Here is a 22,582-nt window from a genome sequence, read left to right as displayed (position 1 = left end):
TCGTCGGCTCGAGACTTCGTGACGACGGAAGCGGAGCCTCGGCCCCTGCCGTCCCCGCGATCGCATCAGACGGCGGCACGAGTGGTCATCACCACCACGCCGGATCGTCGATGGACATGACTGCCCACACCGTCAGTTCGAGTCCATCGATGAGCACGTGGGCACTACTGGCGACCGCCTGCGTGGCCGGCGCGGCGCTGTGGATGTCGCGACGTCGCCTGACCACGCGCTTCTCTCAGGTCTCGGTCGACGCAGCACTAGTAGTGGCGGCGGTGTCAGCGGTTGTCGTTGCGCTCTTGCCGTCGGTTCGCAGCGCTGCCGACATGTCGCACCTTGCCATGATGACGCAGGTGATGATCCTCGTCATGATCGCTCCGGCACTCGCATCCGGCTTCCTCCGGCAACGGATCAGATTGTCCACGAGAGTTGTTCGAGTCGCGGCTGTACCTGTCGCGCTCGGCTACGTGATCGTGATGTACCTCTGGCATCTGCCCATCGTCACGGTGACCGGAACATCGGCGGGCGTGTTGTCCACGGCAGCGCTCCTGGTCGGTCTGTGTCTGTGGTGCTCGATTCTGTCCGACGAACGCCCCGAGATCGAGAAGACCCGGCGGCTGACTGTCTATGTCGCCGGCATTCCGGCCGGCATTCTCGGACTTGCCCTCATCATCGCCACGGAGCCCATCATGGCAGGGCACGTGCACGGAACCAGCGGCCTCGGCGCGATCGCCGACCAACGGGCGGGCGGCGTTGTCATGATGCTGGTCGAGGCAGTGTTCCTGATTCCGATCCTGCTGCCTCACAACGAACGTCGAGGGACTGTGAGCGCTCGCGTCGCGTGATCACCCAGCGTCAGGAACGGTGGGTTCGCCGACGACACCGTCTTTCAACGTGACCGCATGGCGCCGCTGTATCCGCCACTGACCAGCAGTGAACACGTACTCGTCCTCGTAACGACCCACCGCGGCGACCCGGTTCTGCCCTCCGTCCACACGGAAGACGAACCAGTCGGAAGATGCTGTGGCAGTTCCCTCGCCGAGGTCGACATCGATGAGAGAATTGGTGGTGATCTGCTTCATCACCCATCCTGCGTGCGAGGCACGGATGTACTTCTCGAGGCCTTCGGTTCCCTCTGCCCGCACCCCCTCGGGACCGGTGAATTGCCCGTCCGCAGCGAAGAGACCCGCCCATTCGCCGTAACGTCGCGCGGAGACGAACTGGCTGTAGCGCGCCATGACTCGTTGTATTTCCTGCACCGCCACAAGCCTCAGGAGCTGCGACGGCAAGGTCCGTGCATCCTCCGGGTGAGAGTCGGCGCCCGTCACGAAGTCGCCCCGCCGGCAGTGCCCGCAGATCGCGGAGCGAAGGCAGCGATGAGTTGACGCTCGTCCGGGCTGGACGTCGGCTCGCCGAACTCCGTGCGATCCCGAATCGCGCTCAGATTGTCGATGACGTCCCGAGCTCCGTAGGACGATGGATCGCTGGGGTACCACCCGCGCGTCACGGCCGTGAACACCTCCGCGATCCGTCCGTACCCGATCGAATAGACGGAGCCGGTCCCCGTCCACTCGTCACTGCTCAACGCGACGACGAGCGGTGCCACCTCGTCTGTCGTCAGTGGCGGAGGTCCCGGCACTGAATCGGTTGTCGCATTCCGACCGGTCGCTGATCCGGCGAGGCCGACGATTGCCCCGTGTGCGGCTTGCGACCTCGGCGTACGCGCCATCGGCATGACCGTGTTGGCAATCACGCCGAATTCGTGGCCTTCCAGAGCGACGGCGCGAGCCAGTCCCAGGATCCCAGCTTTCGCGGTCGCGTAGTTACTCAGACCAGTGCCGCCGAAGGCTGCGGTATTCGAGCTCACGAAGATCACCCGGCCGAATGTCCGTTCCTTCATATGACCGAATGCGGCTTGAGTGACGAGGTACGAACCGATCAGGTGGGTGTCGAGGACTGCGCGCAAGTCTTCCTCGGACATCACGGCGAACGGCGATGGCCGGCGATTACCCGCGTTGTTGACTAAAATGTCGACCGATCCGAACGTGTCCAGAGCTTGCTGAACCACGGCGCGCGCACCGTCGACCGTGGCAACCGACTCGTAGGAAGCCACGGCCCGGCCCCCCGATCTGCGAATCTCTGCCACGACCTCGTCCGCCGGCGCGCGGTCAGCGCCCTTGTCTGTCGTGCTCGCCCCCAGGTCGTTGACGACCACGGACGCGCCACGCTCGGCGAGGGCAAGTGCGTACGCCCTGCCGAGGCCGTTACCGGCACCAGTCACCACTGCTGTCCGATGGTTCATCACGATGTCGGTCATCGACCCGCCTTTCATCGTTGCTCATCTCTCCGGGTCGCACGGGGGGTCGTCGAGACATGCACCCCGGACGGCGCTCACAAGCAACAGTCAACTTGGCAATTAAGTATGCTTAATCGATCAAAGCTTGGCAGAGGCCGCCGTCGGAGTCAACTGCCTGCACGGGGTTCCCTGCAACCGCCACTTCACCTGGTTACACGAAATGAGTATCCTGTTCAGGGTGACTCGTACCTATGTCGCGGGTGCAGGATCGAGCGTGAACATGCGCGTCCGCAGCCATGGCAAATTTCCCAGCAGTAGAACTGATGACTACAGACAAGAGGCAGCGCAATGCGGAGAATCGTGACGGCGTCCGACACCGAGGGCAAGTCGTACGTCGTGAGTGACGGAATGCCCCCACGTGCATTTCATTTCACGACGACGGATGGACAACATACGCGCGAACGCGTTGTCGATGTTCCAGATCTCGGACCGTCTTCCGGCTTCGTGGCAGAGCTCTGGAGAGACTCGGCCGGAGGTGCGGTCGACGGTACGCATGATCCTGTGTCGGGCGACGAACCGTTCACGCCGAACGTGAAACCCGGGCAGGTCGTGTTGAGACAGGTCAGCTACGGTCCCGGGTATCGAAGCCCCATGCACCGCACGAGTTCTCTGGATTTCAACGTCGTGGTCGCGGGGAGTGTGACGTTTATCCTCAGCTCCGGACGGGGAATCGTCATGGAGCAGGGCGATTCTGTCGTGATTCCAGCGACCGAACATGCGTGGCTCGCCGGGCCGGACGGATGCACGGTCAGTGTGGTGAATGTGGGAATGGTGTCGGAATTCGACAGCAATTGGGACTGACGAGGACGAAAGAGACCACCGCGGGCCCGTCGTGAACCGACACGACGGGCCCGACGCATCGATCAGCGAGGATCGACGAAGATGTCGAGGGAAATGGGCTCGATCCCGCCGTAGATGCTCAGTTCCGAGACCCCCGCTTCCGCGAGAACGTCCACGTCGATCAACGTCTGTCCCGACAGTTCGCCCTTCTTGCGTCCGAGGACGGCGACGGCAGCGTCGGCCATGATCTGCGGTGAGCGCGAGTGCGCGACGCCTTCCTTCCCTCCGAGCAGATTCTCGACAGCTGCGGTGGCGATGGTGCTTTCGGGCCACAGGCAGTTGCAGGAGATCTGCTCGTCGGCATACTCGGCCGCAATACCCAGCGCCGCCAGGGTCATGCCGTATTTCGCCAACATGTACCCCGGGTGCTTACCGAGCCATTCTCTCGACATGTTGAGGGGCGGCGACAGCGTCAGGACATGGGGATTCTCCGACTCGACCAGATGAGGCAGACATGCCTGCGTCAGAGCGAACGTGCCTCTGACGTTCACCTGCTGCATGAGATCGAACCGCTTCAACGGTAGCTCCGTCGTCCTCGACAAGTTCAGGACACTGGCGTTGTTCACGACGATGTCGATGCCGCCGAACGTCTCCACTGCAGTTGTCGCAGCACGCTGGATGTCTTCCTCGTTGCGAACATCGCCGACAACCGCGACGGCGTGTCCGCCGGCTGCGACGATCTCGTCGACCGCAGTATGAACAGTGCCGGGAAGCCTCGGGTCGGGGGTGTCGGTCTTGGCGAGCAACACCAGGTTTCCGCCGCGTCTACCGATTTCGAGTGCGATCGCGAGGCCGATACCGCGACTGCCACCCGACATCACTGCCGTTCTCCCTGCAAAGCTGTTCGTCGTCATGGTCGTCACTTTCGGTCCGTTGACACGCCGGTCGTGGAGAACTGTGCCGGTCGACGTGCCACGAATGCGGCCACGCCTTCTCGTCCGTCGAGCCCGCCTGCTGCCTCACGAATTGCGCGCGCCTCCGCGTCGAGGTGGTCCACGAACGACGAGGTGAGACCTTCGTGGACGAGTGCTCGGGTGGTGCGAACGGCAGATGCGGAACTCGCTGCGATCGTTGCCGCCAACTCCGCCACCGCGTCTGCGCTGGTGCCGTCGTCGACGACTCGGCTCACTGCACCGAGCGTACGAGCCTCGTCCGCGCCCAGCGTGCGTCGAGTCAAGAACAGATCCATGGCAACTGATCGACCTACTGCGCGAGGGAGAGACCATGACATGCCGCCGTCAGGGGTCAGGCCGACTGCCCCGTATGCCGTGCGAAACTTCGCGGATCTCTCGGCGATCACGATGTCGCCGAACAAGGCAAGGCTCATTCCGGCACCCGCGGACCACCCCTGCACCCCGACGACGATGGGTACACCGGATGATGCCAGGGCCTCGAGGCACTCGTGGAGCCGAACCGCGAGAGTCCCGACGTAGTCGTCCGGGGCAGTCGCCGAGGCGAACCCCGCCAGATCTCCGCCGAGGCAGAAGTTCTTTCCCCGAGCGGTGATCGTGATGCAGGAGGTCGAAGGACCGATGGCTCGAACGGCGTCCGCCAACTCGTCGACGAAGTCGAAGTCGATGGTGTTGCCACCGTCCGGATCGATCAGTTCGATGGCGAAGATACTGCCCGTCGGGCCGTCGGTGACATCGAGTCGAACCTTTGTCGTCATCTACTTCGGTCCCATCCGGATAGCTCCGTCGAGCCGGATGGTCTCACCGTTCAGCATGGGGTTGTCGATGATGTGCGAGACCAGGGCCGCATACTCGGCGGCTTTGCCGAGCCGCGACGGGTGTGGCACCTGCTGCCCGAGCGACTTCTGTGCTTCTTCGGGAAGTGTTGCCATCATCGGAGTTTCGAAGATTCCCGGCGCGATGGTCATGACCCGGATCTGGTGGCGTGCGAGCTCGCGAGCAACCGGAAGCGTCAGCGCGGCAACGGCGCCCTTGGACGCGGCGTACGCGGGCTGCCCGATCTGCCCGTCGAATGCTGCGACGGAGGCGGTGTCGACGATGACGCCGCGCTCCTCGCCGATGGGGTCAACTTCGAGCATCTTCTGTGCGCCGAGGCGAATGAGATTGAACGTTCCGACGAGGTTGATGCGCACCACCCGTTCGAAGTCTTCCAGCGGCAGCGGTCCACTTCGGCCCAGCACTTTGCCGGGGGTCGCGACGCCGGCGCAGTTGACGACCACCCGAACCGGCCCCAGCGAACCAGCCACCTGAAGGGCTTCGGCGACCTCGTCGCCGGAGGTGACGTCGGTCGGCACGAAACGAGCCGTGTCGCCGATGCGCAGCGCCGCGGCGGCGCCGTCGGAGCTGGGGAGGTCGAGGAGCACGACGCGTGCCCCGCGCTGCGCAAGAGCGATGGCGGTGGCGTTACCCAGTCCGGATGCGCCGCCAGTGATCACTGCTACTGCACCGTTGATGTCCATGTCGGTCCTTTGTCGCGTGTAGGGGCTCTCATCTACGGCGTTCGGCAACGAGCTCCAGGTGCCGCGCGTACATCTCGGCCGCCTTGCGCTGTTCGCTGATCTCGGGCTGCGGAAGCACCACCGCACCACCGATGCGACTCGGTAGAGCAACCGTGGCGGTGCCGAAGGTGGTCTTCTCGCCACGCTGGTTGGTCATCTGCATCTCGATGTCGACCACACCACCTTCGGGGGTCTGACGTTTCTGGGTGATCGCACCCGAGATGAACTGGGTGTCGCCCTGATAGTTGAACTTGCGCATCGAGTCCTCCTGCCGGAGCACGAACGCATCATCGCCGGCCCAGTCGGTCAGGTAGTGATGCAGCCATGTCTGCCTCATGACTCCGTAGTCGTAGGCGCGCGGATTGCCGATCGCCTTGGCCCACTCCGAGTCCCAGTGCAGTCGCTGAGCGACGTCCGGGACGCCCTGGTCGTTCTTGACGAAGAAGGCCGGTATCCGCTGCCGGTTCTCGTACGCCAGGCGACTCGACTTCAGGCCGTAGGGCGCGAAGCCGTAGCCACCCGCATGGAAGGCGATGATCTCGGTGGTCGTCAGAGGTCCTTTGACCATCGGTGGCAGATCGTCGCCCACGGAGACGTCCTCCCAGTACCGCGGATCGGCACCGCGCGGACCTTCCTGGGCGTAGATCTCCTCGATGCGCCGCATGTCCTCGTCGGTGTACGACGCGGGCTCGATCGTCGAGTTCTTACCGCGCTCCCGAGCCTTCTTTCGTTCGCTGAGGACCCGAACGACTCGCTGGATCGCGACGATCTCGCCACGCTGGTTGAGGCGAACGCTGCGTCGAACCTGGATCACCGACGTTCCGGAGAATTCGGAGTTCTTGACCTCGATCGATTCCTCGCCCGCATAGCCCACGATTCGATCGCCGGGCAGGATCGGCCGGAACCACTCGTTGCTCCCGCCCGACACGAAGACATGGATACCAGTGAACAGGCCCTTCGCAGCGCGCTTGATCTCGTCCGGCATGGGATCGCCCAGCATCGGCGCCCCCATGATCTGAGACATGATGTTCGGTGCCACCTGCGAGCCCCAGCGAGTCGACTCCCCGTAGTGCTCGTCGGTGTAGAGCGGGTTGCTGTCTCCCACGCCCCACGCGAAGTTGCGAATGCTGTCGTAGGACGCCGTCGTGACGTGCTCCTGGTTCTTGATCGGCGTGTCGACCCCCAGAAGGAGCCGGGCGCGCTCCACGTCGCCGTCGGTGAATACCGCCTCGGTGGCCTTCTCGAACTCGGTGGTGACGTCTGTCATGATGCGGCCTTCCTCGATTGAACGGGCCGGCGGCGTCCGCGCCGCCGGTACATGGTGATCCCGGTAGGTCAGCCCGGAGCCACGGCAGTGGCGGTGCGAACCGGCACTGCGCTCGCGGCGTCGTACTCGACGCGTAGTCGGTCGACGAGGACCGCGACGGGGGCGACGTCCTCGATCAGATCGACGCCCTGGCCTGCAGACCAGACGTCTTTCCAGGGACGTGTCCCGTCCTTGGTACGCGCCGCGAGTTCTCCGTCCAGGTCCAACCCCAGAGCGGCGGCCGACGGGCGCAGCCATCGGGCCGGACCACCACCACCGAACGGCGTGAAGACGAGATCGTCGGACGTGGCCTCGACCAACATCCGCTTGTACTCCGGCGGTGCCATCGACTCCTCGGACGCGATGAAGCGCGTGCCCACGTAGGAAAGGTCGGCCCCGAGCACCTCCGCGGCACGAATTGCAGCTCCATGTGCCACCGCGCCGGCCATGACGATGGTGCCGTCGAAGATCGCGCGTAGGCGCGGAACCAAGATCAGGTGGCTGACCGTGCCGGCGTGCCCACCACCCCCGGAACCGATGCACACCAGCCCGTCGACGCCGGCGGCGATCGCCTTCTCGGCGTGCCGCCAGGTCGTGACGTCGTGGAACACCTGCCCGCCCCACTCGTGGACGCGCTTGGTCAACTCGGTCGGATCGCCGGCCGCAGAGACGACGATCTCGACGCCGTGACGGGCACAGATCTCGAGATTGGCCGGGATGTCGTCCGGAGACACCCGTCCGGTCAGGTTCACTGCCAGCGGTCCGTGAACCACGCCCGGACGCGCAGCCTCATCGGCTGCGAGTCCTGCGCGGATGTCGCCGAGCCACTGGTCGAATCTCTCCAGCGAGCGAGCGTTCTGGCGAGGCAGAACTCCCATGAGCCCTGCCTTACACGCCTCCCGAACCAGGTCCGGACCGGACACGAGAAACATCGGCGCGCACACGGCAGGTACGGCCAATCGGTCACGCCACGCGTTTGTCACCGGCTGCCCTTCGAGTCATCTGACGACGCCTGATCGCCACTTTCGTCTATACAGTACCCTCTTTAGGAGAGAGACGCACCTGCGTCCACGAAAGACGGGGCCTGGGATGAAGGTCGGCATACATATAGATGTACGCAATCCCGCGGGTTGGCGAGCTCCGTGGGACCGCGTCTACGGGTTCAACCTCGAGCTGAGCCAGGAGGCGGAGCGTCTGGGCCTGGAATCGGTCTGGCTCTCCGAGCACCACCTGTTCGACGACGGCCACCTCCCCCAGCCGTTGACGTTCGCCGCCGCGGTCGCGGCCCGGACATCGTCGATCCGCATCGGGACGGCGATCATGCTCGCCCCGCTACGGGTCGCTGGTCATCTGGCAGAAGAGGCGGCGGTCGTCGACCAGCTGAGCAGTGGCCGTCTCGAGCTCGGCCTCGGCGCGGGCTACCGCGCCCCGGAGTTCGACCTCTACGGCGTCGACATCGACCAGCGTTTCACCGACACCACTGCGCGGGTCACCGAACTACGCGCCATCTGGGCCGAGGGTGTGGTCACGCCGCCGACAGCACAGAGCAGGCTGCCGATCTGGCTGGGTTACCGGGGCCCCAAAGGTGCGCGTCGCGCCGGTCTGCTCAACGAGGGCCTGCTGTCGCTCGATCCCGATCTGTTACCTGTCTACCGTGCTGGGCTGCGCGAGGGCGGGCACGCCGAGAACGACGCACGTATGGCCGGTCCCATGAACATGTTCATCAGCGACGACCCCGAGCGTGACTGGGCCATAGTGCGAAAGCACCACCATCACCAATGGGATTCGTATCGCCGGATGTCCGGCGGGGAGAACGGCGCCACGGTGCGACCTTTCGACGGCGAGAGGGCCCGGACTCTGGGGCTCACGCCCGGACTGGGCAACATCTTGGTGGCCACTCCGGAAGATGCTGCGACCCAGATTCGCGAACGGCTCGCCGGATGCCCCGTCGTGCGAATATTCCCTTGGGCATCACCCGGAGCTCTCCCGGAAGAGCTGGCCTTGCAGCACGTGCGCACACTGGCCGAGGGTCTCGCGCCCCTGTTGGCGGGCGCCTGAACCGGCGGGAGTCAGCGGTAGTAGACGGACATCGCGTCGAGGTGCTTGGCCAGGCGGTGTTGCGCCACCGCGAGGTCGCCGTCGATGAGCGCCTCGACGATCCTGCTGTGCGTGTGATGCAGGACGCCCGCGGTCTCCGGATCGTTGGGAATGTTCTGCTTGGCTCGCTGCTGGGTGAGCCTGACCAGCACGTCGACGAACAACCGCAGCGCGGAGTTGCCCGAGAGCTCGGCCAGCAGAACGTGCAGATCACTGTTGTGAGCACCGACGCCCTCGGTTTTCATGACGCGTTGTTCGTCGGCGATGGCCTCTCTCAGCCGAGCGATCTTCGCCTCGTCGAGATTGTCGCTGAGCTGACGCAGGCACGTGAACTCCAGCGCCGTCCGCACGGCGAACAGGTCCTGCTGTCGGACCGAGGCGAAGTCGAGGTACAGCGCAGCCGACGCCAACACCGACTCGATGTTCGGCTCCGAGACGATCAGGCCGCCGTTCGGCCCACGACGCATCCGAGCGACGTTGTGGCTCTCGACGATGCGGATCCCTTCGCGGAGCACAGCGCGGCTCACTCCGTGCTTCGCGATGAGGTCGGACTCCGACCCGAGGTTCGCGCCGACGGGCCACTTCTTGGCCATGACCTCGGCCTCGATCCTGGTGGCCACACGATCGGCCAGCTTCATCGAGCCACCGGGCTTGGCCACAGCGGCCTCCGGTATCCGCTCGTCGATCTCCGCTCCGAGATGGGAGTCGTTCGGAACAGCGGGCTCGACCTCCTCGGAGCTTGAAGCGACGAACTCTCGTTGAGTACTCATAATGCTCGGCATCATATCCGAGGAATGCCGCTATTCGCGCAGCGAACGATGTATGTTCGCCAATACGGTATACTTTATCGGTCCGCCCACATGACCGCAGCCAGCTTCCGGGGAGGTTTCGATGTCACCGCAGCGCTCTGTCCACGACCTCACCCTCACCACCTCTCGCTCCGCGGTCGATGATCTGCGCCGGCGACTCGAGGCCACCCGCTGGCCCGACGACGTCGCGGACCAGGGCTGGGCAGCAGGCATGCCGATCAGCGCCCAGCGTGAGCTGGTCGATCGTTGGGTGGACTTCGACTGGTCGGCGAGGGAGACAGAGCTGAACCGGGACGACCACCATCTCGTGACGGTCGGTGACAGGCAGATCCATGCAGTGAGGCACCGGGGCACGGGACCGGCCCCTCTGCCACTGGTGATCACTCACGGGTGGCCGAGCACGTTCCACGAGTGGCACCGGGTCATCGGCCCGCTGACGGACCCGGGAGCCCATGGCGGCGACCCTGCCGACGCGTTCGACGTCGTCACGCCGTCCCTGCCGGGCTACGGGTACTCGCCGGCTCCCTCGATCCCCGGGACGACCCCGCGCGACATCGCCGCGCTGTGGGTCGAGGTGATGGCCGCTTTCGGCTACGACCGATTCGGAGCCCAGGGCTGCGACTGGGGATCCTTCGTGACCTCCTTCCTGGGACTGGATCATCCCGACCGCCTGATCGGGGTGCACATGGGAATGGTCAGCCTCGGCGCCCCCCGAGACCCCGGAGCGTCGCCGAGCGCCGAAGAGAAGGAGTACGCCGCACGCTTTCGCGCGTGGCGTGCGGTGGAGCACGGGTACGTGGCCATCCAGTCGTCCAAGCCGCAGACGTTGGCGACGGCGCTCACCGACTCACCTGCCGGAATGGCGGCGTGGATCGCCGAGAAGTGGTCGACATGGTCGGATCGCCACGAGGACGGCAGCTCGATGGTGCCGTGGGACGACATCCTGACGACGTTGTCGATCTACTGGCACACCCGCACCATCGGCAGCGCGAACCGCCTCTACTACGAAAGCGCCGCGAAGCCGCAGGGTCTTGCGGCGGGCCAGCGCGTCGAGGTGCCGTCCGGATTCTTGCTCGAGACGGGTTCGCACCAGCGCGCGACGGAGAGGCAGCGCGGAACGGCCGCCACGGACAGGGCCGGTGCACCTCCCCGTTCGCGCGTCGAGCAAGCATTCAACGTCGCGCAGTGGACGGAAGCGCCGACCGGGGGACACTTCCCCGCCCTCGAGACGCCCGACCTGTACGTCGACGAGGTTCGCACATTCTTCCGACCCCTCAGATAAGTAATCTCATCGTCCAGTGAACAGCGCGAAGGAACCACCGTGACCAATGAATCAGGGGTCGACATCACGCGAGACGGCGTCGTCCTGCGTGTGCACCTCAACCATCCCGCCTCCGGCAACGCACTGAGTCAGGCCGGCATCGACGAGTTCGTGGCGGCGCTCGACGAGGCGACCCGGTCCAACACTGTCCGGGTCATCGCGTTGACTGCCGAAGGGCGACACTTCTGCACGGGTATGAACCTCGTGGAGGCCAACACCTCCAACCAGGAGCGGCCTCGGACCGGGCACCTGCGCCGACGGACTGCTCTCGGCGCCAACCGCCTGGTCAAGACGCTGATCGAGGTCCCCCTACCTGTCGTGAGCGGCGTGCGCGGGTGGGCCGCAGGCATCGGCAACATGCTCGCGCTGTCATCCGACTACGTCGTGGCCTCCGAGACGGCCAAGCTGTGGGCACCCTTCGTGGGACGTGGCTTCACCCCCGACAGCGGCACGTCCTACCTCCTGCCGCGTCTCGTCGGGACGCAGCGCGCCAAGGAGATGGTGCTGTTGTCACGCCCCCTCCTCGCTGAACGAGCGGAGCAGTGGGGACTCGTCAACGACATCGTGGCCGACGACGCAGTCGAGGAGAGAGTCGAAGAGGTCGTGCAGGAGTTCGCCCGCGCTGCGACCGTGTCCGTCGGACTGGCCAAGCAGATGCTCAACCGCAGTCACGAGATGACCCTCGAGCAGGCACTCGACCGCGAGGCCACGGCGCTGGAGATCTCGCTGCGCACCGCCGACTTCAAGGAAGGCATGTCCTCGCTGCGCGAGAAGCGGGACCCCGACTACCGCGGCACGTGAGCGGATGCAGGTTGCTGCGTGTTCGACGAAAGGGGGTGACGTCATCGACGTCACCCCCTTTCCGACGGTCACAACGGGCCGTCGAGCTCCAGCGTCCGCTCCTGCCACCGCCAGGTCTCACCGTGCCTCACCAGCCGGTCCCGATAGCAGCCGGTGGCACGAAGGGTCGGCGGCTGCGCACGCCCCGACGCCAAGGTGAGGTAGTAGACCGCGACCGCCGAGACGTCGTCGACCTCCTCCACCCACAAGTTCGTGACGATGTGACGGGAGGTGCCGACCGGCTTCGCCCACCCGGCGGAAAGCCTCCCGACGATCGTGTCGCGGCCTTCGGCCCGGCGCAGCTCGGCACCGTCCAGGGTGAACGTGAAGTGTCCGTCCTCGGCCCAGGCCTCCGACACGATGTCGGCGCGCTGGTGATCGATACCGTAGACGGCGCGGGAGATGAACTGACTGATGGATGCGTACTCGTCCATGGGGACTCTTGTTCTGTCGTCGGATCAGCGGGATGGCGGGGCCGGGGTTCGGCTCAGACCTTGGTCGCGCCGTGATCGATCGGGATCTGGGCGGCCGTGATGGTGCGCGACTCGTCGGAAGCCAGGAAGACGACCAGGTTGGCGATGTCCTCGGGCGACGACTGCCGCGGCTCCTTCAATATCTGCTGCATCAGAGGTTCGTAGTCGGGGTGCGACCCGAAGACGGCCTGGCCGTCGGAACCGATGACGCCCATCTTGGTCGTGACGCCCCACGGGTGGATCGTGTTGACGCGGATCCCGTACTCGGCGAGCTCGATCGCGGCCGTCTTGGCCAGGCCGACGACACCCGATTTTGCCGCGCTGTAGGGTGCCTGCGCAGGCAAGGACTTCAGCCCCGCCACCGAGCTCGTGATGATGATCGAACCGCCGCGGCCGCCGTCGATCATCGCGGGGACCGCTGCTCGCATCGTGTTGAAGACCCCGGTCAGGTTGACCGCGACGACGTCGTCCCAGGTCTGCGGATCGATCTCCCAGAAGCGACCCCAGGTGACGAAACCTGCATTCGCGACGACCGCATCGATCCGCCCCAGCTTCTCGACACCTTCGCGGACGACGCTCTCCAGTCCGGCGAGATCACGCACATCCACGACGCGGTGAACGATCCTGCGACCCAGCGCCTCGACCGCGGCCACCGTCTCCTGAAGATCCTCCGGCGTCGCGGCGTCGTAGTCCATCACGGCCGGTGCCGCGCACACGTCGACTGCGATGATGTCTGCGCCCTCCGATGCCAGCTCGACGGCATGGGCTCGCCCTTGGCCTCGCGCCGCTCCGGTGATGAACACGACCTTGTCCTTCATGCGATCTGTCATGCGATTCCCCTCGTTCTCTTGCGGTTGCTGCTGATGCCCGACGCCAGGATTCGGCGCCGGCCGGGGTGGTCTCTCGCGCCGAGACGGCGTGGCCGACACAGCACGAGTACGGCCAGGACGAGACCGCCACTGACCAGATAGGCGGCTTCGAGCGACACGACGTCCGCCAGGAAGCCGTTGAGCGCTGCGGCGAGTGGGCGCAGACCGAGGAACGACATCAGCCACAAGGCCATGACGCGTCCGCGCAGCTCGGCGGGACACCGCTGTTGGACGATGCTGGTGAGGCTCGCGATCGCGGCACTCATGCCGATTCCGGAGAGCAAGAACAGAGCCGAGGTCACGACCAGTGGGGCATCGATCGCCGACAGCGCCGTGACTACGCCCATGAGCGCCAGGCCGGCCGAGGCGACGAGCGGCTCGCCCCATCGTCGCTGGGCCCGGCCCACGAGCGTGAAGGCCAGGGCTGCACCGATCCCGAAAGCCGACACGATCCACCCGGCGCCCTCCGGCCCCAGGCCTCGTGCGGATGCCGTCACCGGCCCGAGCGTCAACGGGGGGTCGGCGGCGACGCCGACGGCCGCCACACCGATCAGCGCAGCCACCATGGGTCCGTCTGCGCGCACGGCACGCACTGCGGCCCGCACCGAGTAGTCCGTGCCGCGCTGCTTGGTGGGCGTCAGCCGGCCGAGCCGAGCCGCCGCGACGAAGGCGGCGAACCCGAGACCGGCTGCCGCTGCCCCGGCCAGTGCCCAGGCCGCACCCAGGCTGGTGAGCGCGACGGCTCCGAGAGCCGGGCCGACCGCCCGGGCCGCCGTCATGGGAAAGGAGTTGAGCGTGACCGCAGTACCGATCTCGTCGTCCCGGACCATCAGCGGCACCATCGACTGCAGGGCTGGACTGCCGAGGACCGTGCCGACACCGGCGATCGCCGAGCAGATCACGACGGGTGCGGCGCTGGACATCGACGACACCCCGCCCTGCAGCCAGATGACCAGTGCCAGCGCGGCCGAACCGCACGCCTGCACGAGCCGCCCGATGATGATCTGCTGGGCCGGGCTGCCCCTGTCTGCCAGTGCGCCCGCCCAGGGCGACAGCACCAGCTGAGGTCCGAACTGCACGGCCGTCACGAGTCCGACGACGAGGGCCGAGCCGGTGATCTGAAACACGACGACGGCGGCCACCAGGTTGTGCACCCAGACGCCGCAGGTCGCGATGATCTTGCCGATGAAGAAGCCACCGAACACCGGGTCGAGAAGCAGTGCGCGCGCTGTTCGCGGCGACGGCTTCCCAGTAGGTGATGCGACCGCCTCTGAGGGCACTGATATTTCCTCTCCGGGCGAGAACTGACCTGATGGCGAATCGCTGAGTAGGACGAATCGAGTTACGGACGAGTGCGTCACCGAGTACAGTATCCTTTATACACGCGGTGATGACACTGTCATGGCGGTCAGAACGCGACGTTCCTAGGTTTCAGGGGTGCAACAGGTGTCCATGGTGTTCGAGTCGGAGCAGGAACAGCTGCGTGACGTCGTGAAGGACCTCGTCCGAGTCGCGAGCCCCACGTCGCGCGTCCGAGAGGTTGCCGAGTTCGAGACGGGTCACGACGCCGAGCTGTGGCGTCGACTCGCCCGCGACGTCGGGGTCGCTGGACTCGTCATCCCCGAGCATCTCGGCGGGAGTGGCGTCTCGTTCGCCGAGCAGGCCGTCGTCCTGGAGTCACTGGGGGCAGGGCTTGCCGGATCCGCCTTCCTCTCCAGTGCGGTCATCGCCACCCACGCCCTGCTCGCAGCCGACGACGAAGCGACCTCGGGCCCGCTGCTCGAAGCACTGGCAAGCGGCGAGCGGCTCGCCACTCTGGCCTACGTCGAGCCCACCTGTTCCTGGCACCTCGACGACGTGTCCATGTCGGCCCGCGCCGATGGACCCACCACCTACCGCCTCACGGGCACCAAGGCGTTCGTCCTGAACGGGGCATCGGCCGACTCCCTGATCGTGGTCGCACGCACCGACGAGGGTCCCACCCTGTTCCTCCTCGACGAGACCGACCGCGTGGCGCGTACCCCGATGACGGTGCTGGACGCGACGTGGCCGATGGACACGGTCACGTTCGACGGTGCAGCAGCAACTCGCGTCGGTGCTGCCGGTGCCGCGGCCGACTTCCTGGCGCCGGTCCTGGACATCGCTCGCACCGCTGTGGCTCTCGATGCCGTGGGCGGCGTGCAGCAGTGCTTGGACATGAGCGTGGAGCATGCCCGCACCCGCGAGCAGTTCGGTAGACCCATCGGCTCCTTCCAGGCCGTGAAGCATGCCTGCGCCGACATGCTGATCCATACCGAGACGGCGCGTTCGACGGCGTACGACGCAACCGCGGCCGCCGTGCGCGATCTCGCGGCTCTGCCGGTCGCAGCCGCGGCGGCGAAGGCCGCGTCGGCCGACTCCTACCGCGACGTCGCCGCCGAGACCGTGCAGGTGCACGGCGGTATCGGGTTCACCTGGGAGCACGACGCACACCTCTACTTCCGCCGCGCCCAGTCATCGGCACTGTTCCTCGGCACGGCCGATGCGCATCGCGCCTTGCTGGCCGACCGACTCGCCTTCTGACCTACCCACCCCGAGGACCCCAACATGACCGATACCACTTCTCTGGACGATTTCACCGCGACGGCGCGGAGCTGGCTGGACGCACGACTGCCGAAGCGCGATCGGTCGCGCCGCGCGTGGGGCGAGGGCGACGACGACGTCTCGGTCTTCCACGACCTCACTCGTGAAGAAGAGAGCCGGCTCATCGCCGAGGCCTCGACGTACGAGCAGGAGAAGTTCGACGCCGGCTTCGGCGGCATCACGCTTCCGGCAGAGTTCGGCGGCCGAGGCCTGACTCACGAGCACGAACGCGCCTTCCGCTCCGTCGAGTCCGCCTATCGGACTCCGCCCTCGCACGAGCTCCTCACGGTCACGATGGTGCTGGTCGGCAACACCATCGAACGTCTGGGTACGCCGGAGCAGAAGCAACGGTTCCTTCCCGCGCTGATGAGTGCCCGCGAGCTGTGCTGCCAGCTGTTCTCGGAGCCGGGTGCCGGCTCCGACCTGGCCTCGGTCTCCACCCGAGCTGTCCGCGACGGTGACGAGTGGGTCATCGACGGGCAGAAGGTCTGGAGCTCCGGAGCCCAGTACGCACAGTGGGGCATCTGCCTCGCCCGCACGAACACGGACGCGCCCAAGCACCACGGCATGACGATGTTCCTCGTTCCACTCGATGCGGAGGGGATCGACGTGCGACAGATCCGTCAGATGAGTGGTGGCTCGACGTTCAACGAGGTGTTCCTCGACGGGGTCCGCATCGACGACTCGCTGCGCATCGGCGATGTGGACGGCGGGTGGAAGGTCGCACTCACAGTCCTCGGATTCGAGCGCGGCGGCGGCGAGAACCGCGGCGGCACGTACTTCGAGGTGTTGGCACTGGCGCGCTGGCTCGAGAGAACGAAGGACCCGATCGTCCGTCAGCGTCTGGCGACGCTGTACATCCAGCGCCGCCAGTTGGCCGTGACCGCCCGACGCGCGCGGAAGGGCGGTCCCCGCGCTCCACACGGGTCCCTGGTCAAACTGCTGTACACGCAGCATCAACGGACCATCTCGGAGACTGCTGCAGACCTGCTGGGTCCACGACTGATGGCGGACACGGGCGAGTGGGGCACGTTCGCCTGGACGACGTTCGTGACGGGCGCACCGGGCAACCGCATCGCCGGGGGGACCGACGAGACCCAGCGAAACATCCTGGGCGAACGCGTCCTGGGTCTTCCCCGAGAGCGCAGCTGACCGACTGAGCACCACCGGCCCTCCGCACTCCCCTGAACAAATCACCTAGATGGGTATACTCAATAACATGACCGAGCCGACTGATCTGCCCCGACGCATGCGCGACGTGACAGCAATCGATCCGAGCGCGCGCGCTCTGCAGATAGCCGACCGGTGGTACTCGTGGGGTGACATCGCTGCCGGAGGTGAGGTCCTTCAGAACGTGCTCGACTCGATGGGTGCCTCGGCACCAGGAGCGGGCGTCGCCGTCGTCATGCGCAACGGTGCCTCGACCGTCGCGGCCACGGTCTCGATCGTCGCCGCGAACCAGGCGATCCTCACCCTGAGCGATCTCGTCCCGAACGAGCGCCTCGCAGACACCATTCGCGCCGTGCGCGCGGTCGCGATCGTTGCCAACCCACAGGACTGGACCGAGGCCACGTTGGCGTCCGCGCGCGACATCGGGGCCGCCGCCATCAGTGTGGAGAGGGACGACCCGTCGACCTTCGCGGTCCTTCAGGAAGCCGGGTACGCCGCCGGAGACCTGGTCGGCCGTCTGCACCCCGGCGTGGCACTGGAGATGATGACCAGTGGCACCACCGGCCCGCCCAAGCGGATCCCCCTGACCTACGCGTCGCTGTCGGCGGCGGTGGACGCCAGCCGTCACTACGCCTCGTCCGCCGAGGAACCGTTGAGCCTGCGCAAGAGCGTTGCGGTCGTGGCTCTTCCCATGGTGCACATGGGCGGGGTCTGGACGACGCTCCTCAATTTCGCGGAGGGCCGTGCCGTCGCGATGCTGCCCAAGTTCCAGATCGACGGATGGATCGAGCTGATTCGCGAGCATCGGCCCATCGTGGCCAACGTGCCGCCGGCTGCGCTGACGATGCTGCTCGACCGCGAGACGCCGAAAGCGGATCTGGTGAGCCTCAAAGCTCTGACGGTCGGCACGGCTCCGGTCAGCCCCGAGCTGGCCGAACGATTCGAGGCCACCTACGGAATCTCGGTCCTGACCGTGTACGGAGCGACCGAGTTCGCCGGTGGTGTCGCGGGCTGGAGCCTCGCTGATCGCAGAAAGCACGCCCAGACCAAGCGGGGCAGCGTGGGTAGATCTCACTCCAACGTCGAGATGCGGGTCGTCGATCGCGACTCGTTCGCTCCACTCCCGTTCGGTGACGTGGGCCTCCTGGAGCTGCGCTCCGCGCAGCTCGCGATCGACTCGGTGGATCCCGACGGCTGGGTCCGCACGGACGACCTCGCGACCGTCGACGCCGACGGCTTCCTGTGGATCAAGGGCCGCGCGGACGACGCCATCATCCGTGGCGGATTCAAGGTCTCCGCCGGGCAGGTCGCCGAAACCTTACGGACCCACCCGCAGATCCGGGACGCAGCCGTGGTGGGCATGCCCGACGAACGGCTCGGAGAGATCCCGCACGCGGCCGTCGAGCTGGAGAGAGATGCCGATATCGACGGCAACGCGATCCGGGGGTGGTTGCGTGACCACCTCAGCGCCTACCAGATTCCGGCCCGAGTGCTGGTCGTCGAGAGTCTGCCCCGCAGCGCATCGCTCAAGGTCGACTCCGTCGGTGTCCGCGCGCTGTTGGCGGAGGCGATCGGCTGATCCGGCACCTCGCCGGCCCCGTGTGTCCTACTTCCACGAAGCGGTGTCACAGGATGTGACACCGCTTCGGACAGGCGCTCACGCGTGTGGCTGGGCCACCGAACCGTCCGACCCGTTGGCGGTGGCCTGGCCGGCGGAGCGTGAGTCGCCACGAGGAGTGGTCAGCGAGGCACCGCCGTCCGACTGCACGACTTGACCTGTGATCCACCCGGCCCGCATCAGGTTGACGATCGAGTCGGCGATGTCGTGCGAGGTGCCGATGCGGCCCAGAGGAGTGACCTGCTCGATCTTCTCGACGTACCCCGGGATCTGGAGGTTCTTGGCCAGCATCTGCGTCTCGGTCGGGCCGGGCCCGATCGCATTGACCCGGATATCGTGCTCGCCCAGTTCGCGCGCGGCCACACGGGCCAGGTGGTTCACGCCCGCTTTGACGGACGAGTAGGCCGACAGGTACCGATCGGCAAGGATGCCGTTGTTGCTCGAGATCAGGACGAACGAGCCGCCTGTCCCCTCCTCGATGGCTGTGCGTGCCACAGCCTGGATGGACAGCATGACTCCGCGCATACCGACGGCGAAGACCCTGTCCCAGGCCTCGACGTCGTGGTCGATGATCAACGAGCGGTGCGGCACGGCCGCGGCTGCGACGAGCAGAGACGGTCGACCGAATCGCTCGACCGTCTCGGTGATCGCGGCGCCGACCGCAGCGGCGTCACTGACGTCGACGTGGATATCGGGAGAACCCCCGAGGTCCCACGAGACGGGGACGGCTCCGCTCTCCCGAAGAAGCTCGACGGAAGCAGCCCCGATTCCGGAGGCACCACCGGTCACGACGGCGACTCGACCTTGCAGATCCATGACACTCCTGGCGTTCGACCCGAATAAGTATACTGTTATGAGTATCAGCAAAAGGTGCCCGTGACAAGGCATTCGCGTTGCGCAGCGCTCGGAAGGAGCCCAACCATGCAGATCGGGTCTATCAGTGTCGATGGAGTTCGAGACGGGGAGATTCGCATGGATCCGACATTCGTGTACCCGACTCGCACGATGGACGACTGGCAGCCCTACCTCCGTCACCTCGACGGCGGGGAGTACGTCAACAGCATCGGTGGCTACCTGGTCCGGACAGGCTCGGCGGTGATCCTGGCCGACGTCGGCGTGGGTGTCGACCCGCCTGCCCCGTTCACCGGCGGCGACTTCCTCGACGAGCTCGCTGCACTCGGGGTCGCCCCCGCAGACGTCACGCACGTCGTCTTCACGCACCTGCACTTCGACCACATCGGCTGGGCGGTGAAGGACGATCGGCTCGTCTTCGAGCGAGCGAAGTACTTCGCCCACGAAGCCGACTGGAGCTACTTCTTCTCCGATCACTACCAGGGGGTCCGTATCGAGCGTCAGCAGGACAGGCCCAGCACCCAGCTGGCCCCGCTGGCCGACTCCGTGAACCGGTGGGACGGTGACCAGCTCGAGCTCGTGCCCGGCGTAGTCCTGCGTCACGCCCCGGGCCACACTCCCGGGTCGACTATCGTCGAGCTCGTCTCCGACGGTGAGCGCGGGCTGCTGCTGGGCGACGTCGCACACAACCCCGTCGAGCTGATCGACTCCGACTGGCCGGGTGTCGCCGACTGCGAGCACGACGAAGCACGCAGCTCGGCCGCTCGTGTGGCCGACGATCTGGTCGCTACGGGCACACCTTTCGCCCTGGCCCACTCCCCCGGGTTCCGCTGGGCGCGTCTCGTCGAAGGCCACGACGGCCGTCGCGAGGTCGTGCCGGTGCAGTAGCACCGGCGTGACGTCCGACCAGCTCGATCAGCGATCGATGGGCGGTGGCCACGGCGACTCAGCCGAATCGGTGTCCGCCAGGAGACCGGGGACCCTGGCACTCAGAGCCTCCAGGGTCCACTGCTGCTCTGCGACGATCGAGGCCCCGTAGGTCGCCGGAAGTACGGTCGTCACCTGGTGGCCGACCACGGCGAATGCAGCGCCGGTGATCGTGGCTGCCTCGTCCCGAAGGAGGTGGATCACGAACGGCGCGACATTGGCCGGGTCGCGCCACGTGCCTGCGCTGTCCTCGCTGCGCATGGACAACCCGGCGACGTCGACTCGGCCGGGTTGGTCGGCCCACACCTTGTCGGTCATCCGCGTGGACGCTCCCGGCAGGATGCAATTGACCGTGATGGCGTGCTCCGCCAGCGCCTTCGCACTGCTCGATGTCAAAGCCATGATGCCGGCCTTCGCTGCAGCGTAGGCAGGCTGAATCTTGGGAGCCTTGAGTGCGGCGGCCGACGAGAAATGCACGATACGACCACTGATGCCCGACGCGATCATGGCTCGGGAAGCCTCACTGGTGCAGGCGAAGTGGCCCCCGAGATGCACGTTGATCACGTCGGTCCACTGCTGCTCGGTGATCTCGTGCACCTGCCCGTGATCGAGAATCCCGGCGCAGCAGACCATGGCGTCGAGGCGACCGTAGGTTGTCAGCGCGGTCGCGACCACCCGAGCCGCACCGGCCGAGGTGGAGACATCCTCCACGCAGGCAGTCGCGATGCCGCCGTCCGCCTCGATCTGCTCGACGACCTCGGTCGCGGGACCCGCCGAAGTCTCCCTCTGGTCGACAGGACCGCCGACGTCGGCCACCACGACGCTGGCTCCCTCCCGGGCAGCGAGGAGCGCGATCGCCCGGCCGATACCGCGGCCGGCCCCGGTGACCACCACGACCTTGCCCGCCAGAACCGGTACTGCGGCGGCAGTCACGGTGTGATGCCGTTGGCGAAATCCATGAACCGGCGGTCGATGACGTCGTCGTTCGTCAGGTCACCGGACTCCCCCTGCAAGAGGTCAGGGATCTGGCTCCATGTCTGGGTGTGCGCCTCGACCCAGCCGTCCGGGAAGGCCAGATCCGTCGGGTACAAGTCGGACTTGGCAGCGTCGAGGGCTCCGGGTGCCAGGCCTAGTGCCTTCTCCATCTCGGCGCGCATCGTCGGATCGGCAATGTAGTCGCCCTGAAGACGGTTGACGTAGACGGCTCGTAGGGCTGCGGTGAACGCCTCACCGACGGCGGCGTTCCCACTGATCAGATTGCGCCCGAAGACGTAGACCGAGATCGGGAATCCACTGACCACCTGTCGTCCGACCTTGACGCCTCCCCCACTCTTGTTGATCTGGAAGGTCGAGGGCTCGTTGAGCGTGGCCATGAAGATCGAGCCGTTCTCGAGCGCGGGAATCTGGTCCGCCTCGGTCATCATGGTGATGTCGACGTCGTCGATCGACAGTCCGCCCTCCTTCAACAGGCGAGTCAGCGCGATCATCGTGGCACCGGCGTTGCCCTGGGAGGATGCGATCGTCTGACCTTTGAGCATCGAGGGATCGAACGTCCGACCCTCCAGCAGCCGGGTACTGACGTAGAACCCCGCCTCGTTCTCGTCGAGGAGCTGGTAAGTGGGCGCAGCAACCCGGACGTCGGCCCCACTCGCGATGGCGTTGAGCAGGCCTACGCTCATGCCCCCCTGGTACACGTCGATGTTGCCGGTCGCCGCGAGCGCCGTGGCATCGGTCGTCGGCAGGACGGTGTTCTCGATCGTGATGTTCCGCTTCTCGAACTCGTCCCACTCGTTGAACAGGAAGGGCGGGAAGCACGAGACCGTCTGGCACGGTGAGGTCATGGTGATCGTGGTCGGCTCGGAAAGGCGGCCGTTCTCGTCGACGGTCACGCCGGACGATGCGTCGCCGTTGCCGCCGCAGGCGCTGAGAAGCACGCCGATCACGGTGGACAGTGCGATGACGCGCGCAGCTCGGGCGGGCGACAGGTTCATGCGAATCCTTCTTCTCGGGAGTCG

At 66.2% G+C, this 22,582-nt stretch carries 23 protein-coding genes; 9 read left to right on the top strand and 14 right to left on the bottom strand.

Going from position 1 to position 22,582, the window contains the following annotated elements:
- The first annotated feature begins 149 nt into the window (after positions 1 to 149).
- Entirely contained in the window at positions 150 to 842 is a 693-nt protein-coding gene (locus JOE30_RS07845) for a cytochrome c oxidase assembly protein (protein ID WP_204865890.1), read from the top strand.
- On the opposite strand, the gene JOE30_RS07840 is transcribed toward JOE30_RS07845, so the two are convergent.
- Both JOE30_RS07840 and JOE30_RS07835 read right to left on the bottom strand, forming a co-directional pair.
- Positions 843 to 1,256: a nuclear transport factor 2 family protein gene (locus JOE30_RS07840; RefSeq protein ID WP_307806287.1), complete on the bottom strand. Its 414-nt coding sequence runs from the start codon at positions 1,254 to 1,256 to the stop codon at positions 843 to 845. It abuts the gene before it with no gap.
- Between the two features lie 65 nt (positions 1,257 to 1,321).
- Entirely contained in the window at positions 1,322 to 2,314 is a 993-nt protein-coding gene (locus JOE30_RS07835) for an SDR family NAD(P)-dependent oxidoreductase (protein WP_204865888.1), read from the bottom strand.
- A 339-nt stretch (positions 2,315 to 2,653) separates the two neighbouring features.
- On the opposite strand from JOE30_RS07835, the gene JOE30_RS07830 reads away from it, so the two are divergent.
- Positions 2,654 to 3,154 carry a hypothetical protein gene (locus tag JOE30_RS07830; protein WP_204865886.1) on the top strand — a complete coding sequence of 167 codons (501 nt, stop codon included), beginning with the start codon at positions 2,654 to 2,656 and terminating at the stop codon, positions 3,152 to 3,154.
- 62 nt (positions 3,155 to 3,216) lie between these two features.
- Here the strand turns inward: JOE30_RS07830 and JOE30_RS07825 are convergent, their stop codons facing one another.
- From JOE30_RS07825 to JOE30_RS07805, 5 genes are all read right to left on the bottom strand, one after another.
- Positions 3,217 to 4,047 (bottom strand): NAD(P)-dependent oxidoreductase, encoded by an 831-nt coding sequence (locus tag JOE30_RS07825; protein WP_204865884.1) that lies wholly within the window; start codon positions 4,045 to 4,047, stop codon positions 3,217 to 3,219.
- A 5-nt stretch (positions 4,048 to 4,052) separates the two neighbouring features.
- Positions 4,053 to 4,862 (bottom strand): enoyl-CoA hydratase/isomerase family protein, encoded by an 810-nt coding sequence (locus JOE30_RS07820; RefSeq protein WP_204865882.1) that lies wholly within the window; start codon positions 4,860 to 4,862, stop codon positions 4,053 to 4,055.
- Positions 4,863 to 5,624 carry an SDR family NAD(P)-dependent oxidoreductase gene (locus JOE30_RS07815; protein ID WP_204865880.1) on the bottom strand — a complete coding sequence of 254 codons (762 nt, stop codon included), beginning with the start codon at positions 5,622 to 5,624 and terminating at the stop codon, positions 4,863 to 4,865.
- Between the two features lie 28 nt (positions 5,625 to 5,652).
- Positions 5,653 to 6,930, bottom strand: coding sequence for a MaoC family dehydratase N-terminal domain-containing protein (locus JOE30_RS07810; RefSeq protein ID WP_204865878.1), 1,278 nt, complete (start codon positions 6,928 to 6,930; stop codon positions 5,653 to 5,655).
- A 68-nt stretch (positions 6,931 to 6,998) separates the two neighbouring features.
- On the bottom strand, positions 6,999 to 7,847 hold the full coding sequence (locus tag JOE30_RS07805) for a nitronate monooxygenase family protein (protein WP_239532311.1): 849 nt from the start codon (positions 7,845 to 7,847) through the stop codon (positions 6,999 to 7,001).
- Positions 7,848 to 8,058: 211 nt separating this feature from the next.
- Here JOE30_RS07805 and JOE30_RS07800 point away from each other — a divergent pair, with 211 nt between their 5' ends.
- Positions 8,059 to 9,027 carry an LLM class flavin-dependent oxidoreductase gene (locus JOE30_RS07800; protein ID WP_204865875.1) on the top strand — a complete coding sequence of 323 codons (969 nt, stop codon included), beginning with the start codon at positions 8,059 to 8,061 and terminating at the stop codon, positions 9,025 to 9,027.
- Between the two features lie 11 nt (positions 9,028 to 9,038).
- On the opposite strand, the gene JOE30_RS07795 is transcribed toward JOE30_RS07800, so the two are convergent.
- Positions 9,039 to 9,836: a FadR/GntR family transcriptional regulator gene (locus tag JOE30_RS07795; RefSeq protein WP_204865873.1), complete on the bottom strand. Its 798-nt coding sequence runs from the start codon at positions 9,834 to 9,836 to the stop codon at positions 9,039 to 9,041.
- 121 nt (positions 9,837 to 9,957) lie between these two features.
- Here JOE30_RS07795 and JOE30_RS07790 point away from each other — a divergent pair, with 121 nt between their 5' ends.
- Both JOE30_RS07790 and JOE30_RS07785 read left to right on the top strand, forming a co-directional pair.
- Positions 9,958 to 11,157, top strand: a complete 1,200-nt coding sequence (locus JOE30_RS07790; protein ID WP_204865872.1) for an epoxide hydrolase family protein — start codon at positions 9,958 to 9,960, stop codon at positions 11,155 to 11,157.
- A gap of 39 nt (positions 11,158 to 11,196) precedes the next feature.
- The gene (locus tag JOE30_RS07785; RefSeq protein ID WP_204865870.1) at positions 11,197 to 11,997 is read left to right on the top strand and encodes an enoyl-CoA hydratase/isomerase family protein; all 801 of its coding nucleotides are present in this window, start codon (positions 11,197 to 11,199) and stop codon (positions 11,995 to 11,997) included.
- A gap of 68 nt (positions 11,998 to 12,065) precedes the next feature.
- On the opposite strand, the gene JOE30_RS07780 is transcribed toward JOE30_RS07785, so the two are convergent.
- The 3 genes from JOE30_RS07780 to JOE30_RS07770 are packed head-to-tail and all read right to left on the bottom strand — an operon-like array spanning position 12,066 to position 14,658.
- On the bottom strand, positions 12,066 to 12,470 hold the full coding sequence (locus JOE30_RS07780; RefSeq protein WP_204865868.1) for a nuclear transport factor 2 family protein: 405 nt from the start codon (positions 12,468 to 12,470) through the stop codon (positions 12,066 to 12,068).
- Positions 12,471 to 12,523: 53 nt separating this feature from the next.
- Positions 12,524 to 13,339 carry a mycofactocin-coupled SDR family oxidoreductase gene (locus JOE30_RS07775; protein WP_204865866.1) on the bottom strand — a complete coding sequence of 272 codons (816 nt, stop codon included), beginning with the start codon at positions 13,337 to 13,339 and terminating at the stop codon, positions 12,524 to 12,526.
- On the bottom strand, positions 13,336 to 14,658 hold the full coding sequence (locus JOE30_RS07770; RefSeq protein WP_204865864.1) for an MFS transporter: 1,323 nt from the start codon (positions 14,656 to 14,658) through the stop codon (positions 13,336 to 13,338). Before JOE30_RS07770 ends, JOE30_RS07775 begins: the two co-directional genes overlap by 4 nt.
- Before the next feature lie 157 nt (positions 14,659 to 14,815).
- Here JOE30_RS07770 and JOE30_RS07765 point away from each other — a divergent pair, with 157 nt between their 5' ends.
- The 3 genes from JOE30_RS07765 (at position 14,816) to JOE30_RS07755 (ending at position 18,749) form a co-directional block, all read left to right on the top strand.
- On the top strand, positions 14,816 to 15,940 hold the full coding sequence (locus tag JOE30_RS07765; protein ID WP_204865862.1) for an acyl-CoA dehydrogenase family protein: 1,125 nt from the start codon (positions 14,816 to 14,818) through the stop codon (positions 15,938 to 15,940).
- Between the two features lie 24 nt (positions 15,941 to 15,964).
- Positions 15,965 to 17,152 (top strand): acyl-CoA dehydrogenase family protein, encoded by a 1,188-nt coding sequence (locus tag JOE30_RS07760; protein ID WP_204865860.1) that lies wholly within the window; start codon positions 15,965 to 15,967, stop codon positions 17,150 to 17,152.
- 67 nt (positions 17,153 to 17,219) lie between these two features.
- A complete protein-coding gene (locus JOE30_RS07755; RefSeq protein WP_204865858.1) occupies positions 17,220 to 18,749 on the top strand; it encodes a class I adenylate-forming enzyme family protein in 1,530 nt (509 codons plus the stop codon).
- A 78-nt stretch (positions 18,750 to 18,827) separates the two neighbouring features.
- On the opposite strand, the gene JOE30_RS07750 is transcribed toward JOE30_RS07755, so the two are convergent.
- Complete coding sequence (locus JOE30_RS07750) at positions 18,828 to 19,604, bottom strand: SDR family NAD(P)-dependent oxidoreductase (protein WP_204865856.1); 777 nt, start codon at positions 19,602 to 19,604, stop codon at positions 18,828 to 18,830.
- A 156-nt stretch (positions 19,605 to 19,760) separates the two neighbouring features.
- On the opposite strand from JOE30_RS07750, the gene JOE30_RS07745 reads away from it, so the two are divergent.
- Positions 19,761 to 20,528: an MBL fold metallo-hydrolase gene (locus JOE30_RS07745; RefSeq protein WP_204865854.1), complete on the top strand. Its 768-nt coding sequence runs from the start codon at positions 19,761 to 19,763 to the stop codon at positions 20,526 to 20,528.
- Positions 20,529 to 20,555: 27 nt separating this feature from the next.
- On the opposite strand, the gene JOE30_RS07740 is transcribed toward JOE30_RS07745, so the two are convergent.
- Both JOE30_RS07740 and JOE30_RS07735 read right to left on the bottom strand, forming a co-directional pair.
- Positions 20,556 to 21,500, bottom strand: a complete 945-nt coding sequence (locus JOE30_RS07740) for an SDR family NAD(P)-dependent oxidoreductase (RefSeq protein WP_204865852.1) — start codon at positions 21,498 to 21,500, stop codon at positions 20,556 to 20,558.
- A complete protein-coding gene (locus JOE30_RS07735; protein WP_204865850.1) occupies positions 21,497 to 22,558 on the bottom strand; it encodes an ABC transporter substrate-binding protein in 1,062 nt (353 codons plus the stop codon). The genes JOE30_RS07740 and JOE30_RS07735 overlap by 4 nt, the downstream gene beginning before the upstream one ends.
- Positions 22,559 to 22,582 lie beyond the last annotated feature (24 nt).

Source organism: Rhodococcus sp. PvP016 (assembly GCF_017832185.1).
Classification (GTDB): Bacteria; Actinomycetota; Actinomycetes; order Mycobacteriales; family Mycobacteriaceae; genus Rhodococcoides.
This window is presented reverse-complemented; position numbering and strand designations above follow the sequence as displayed.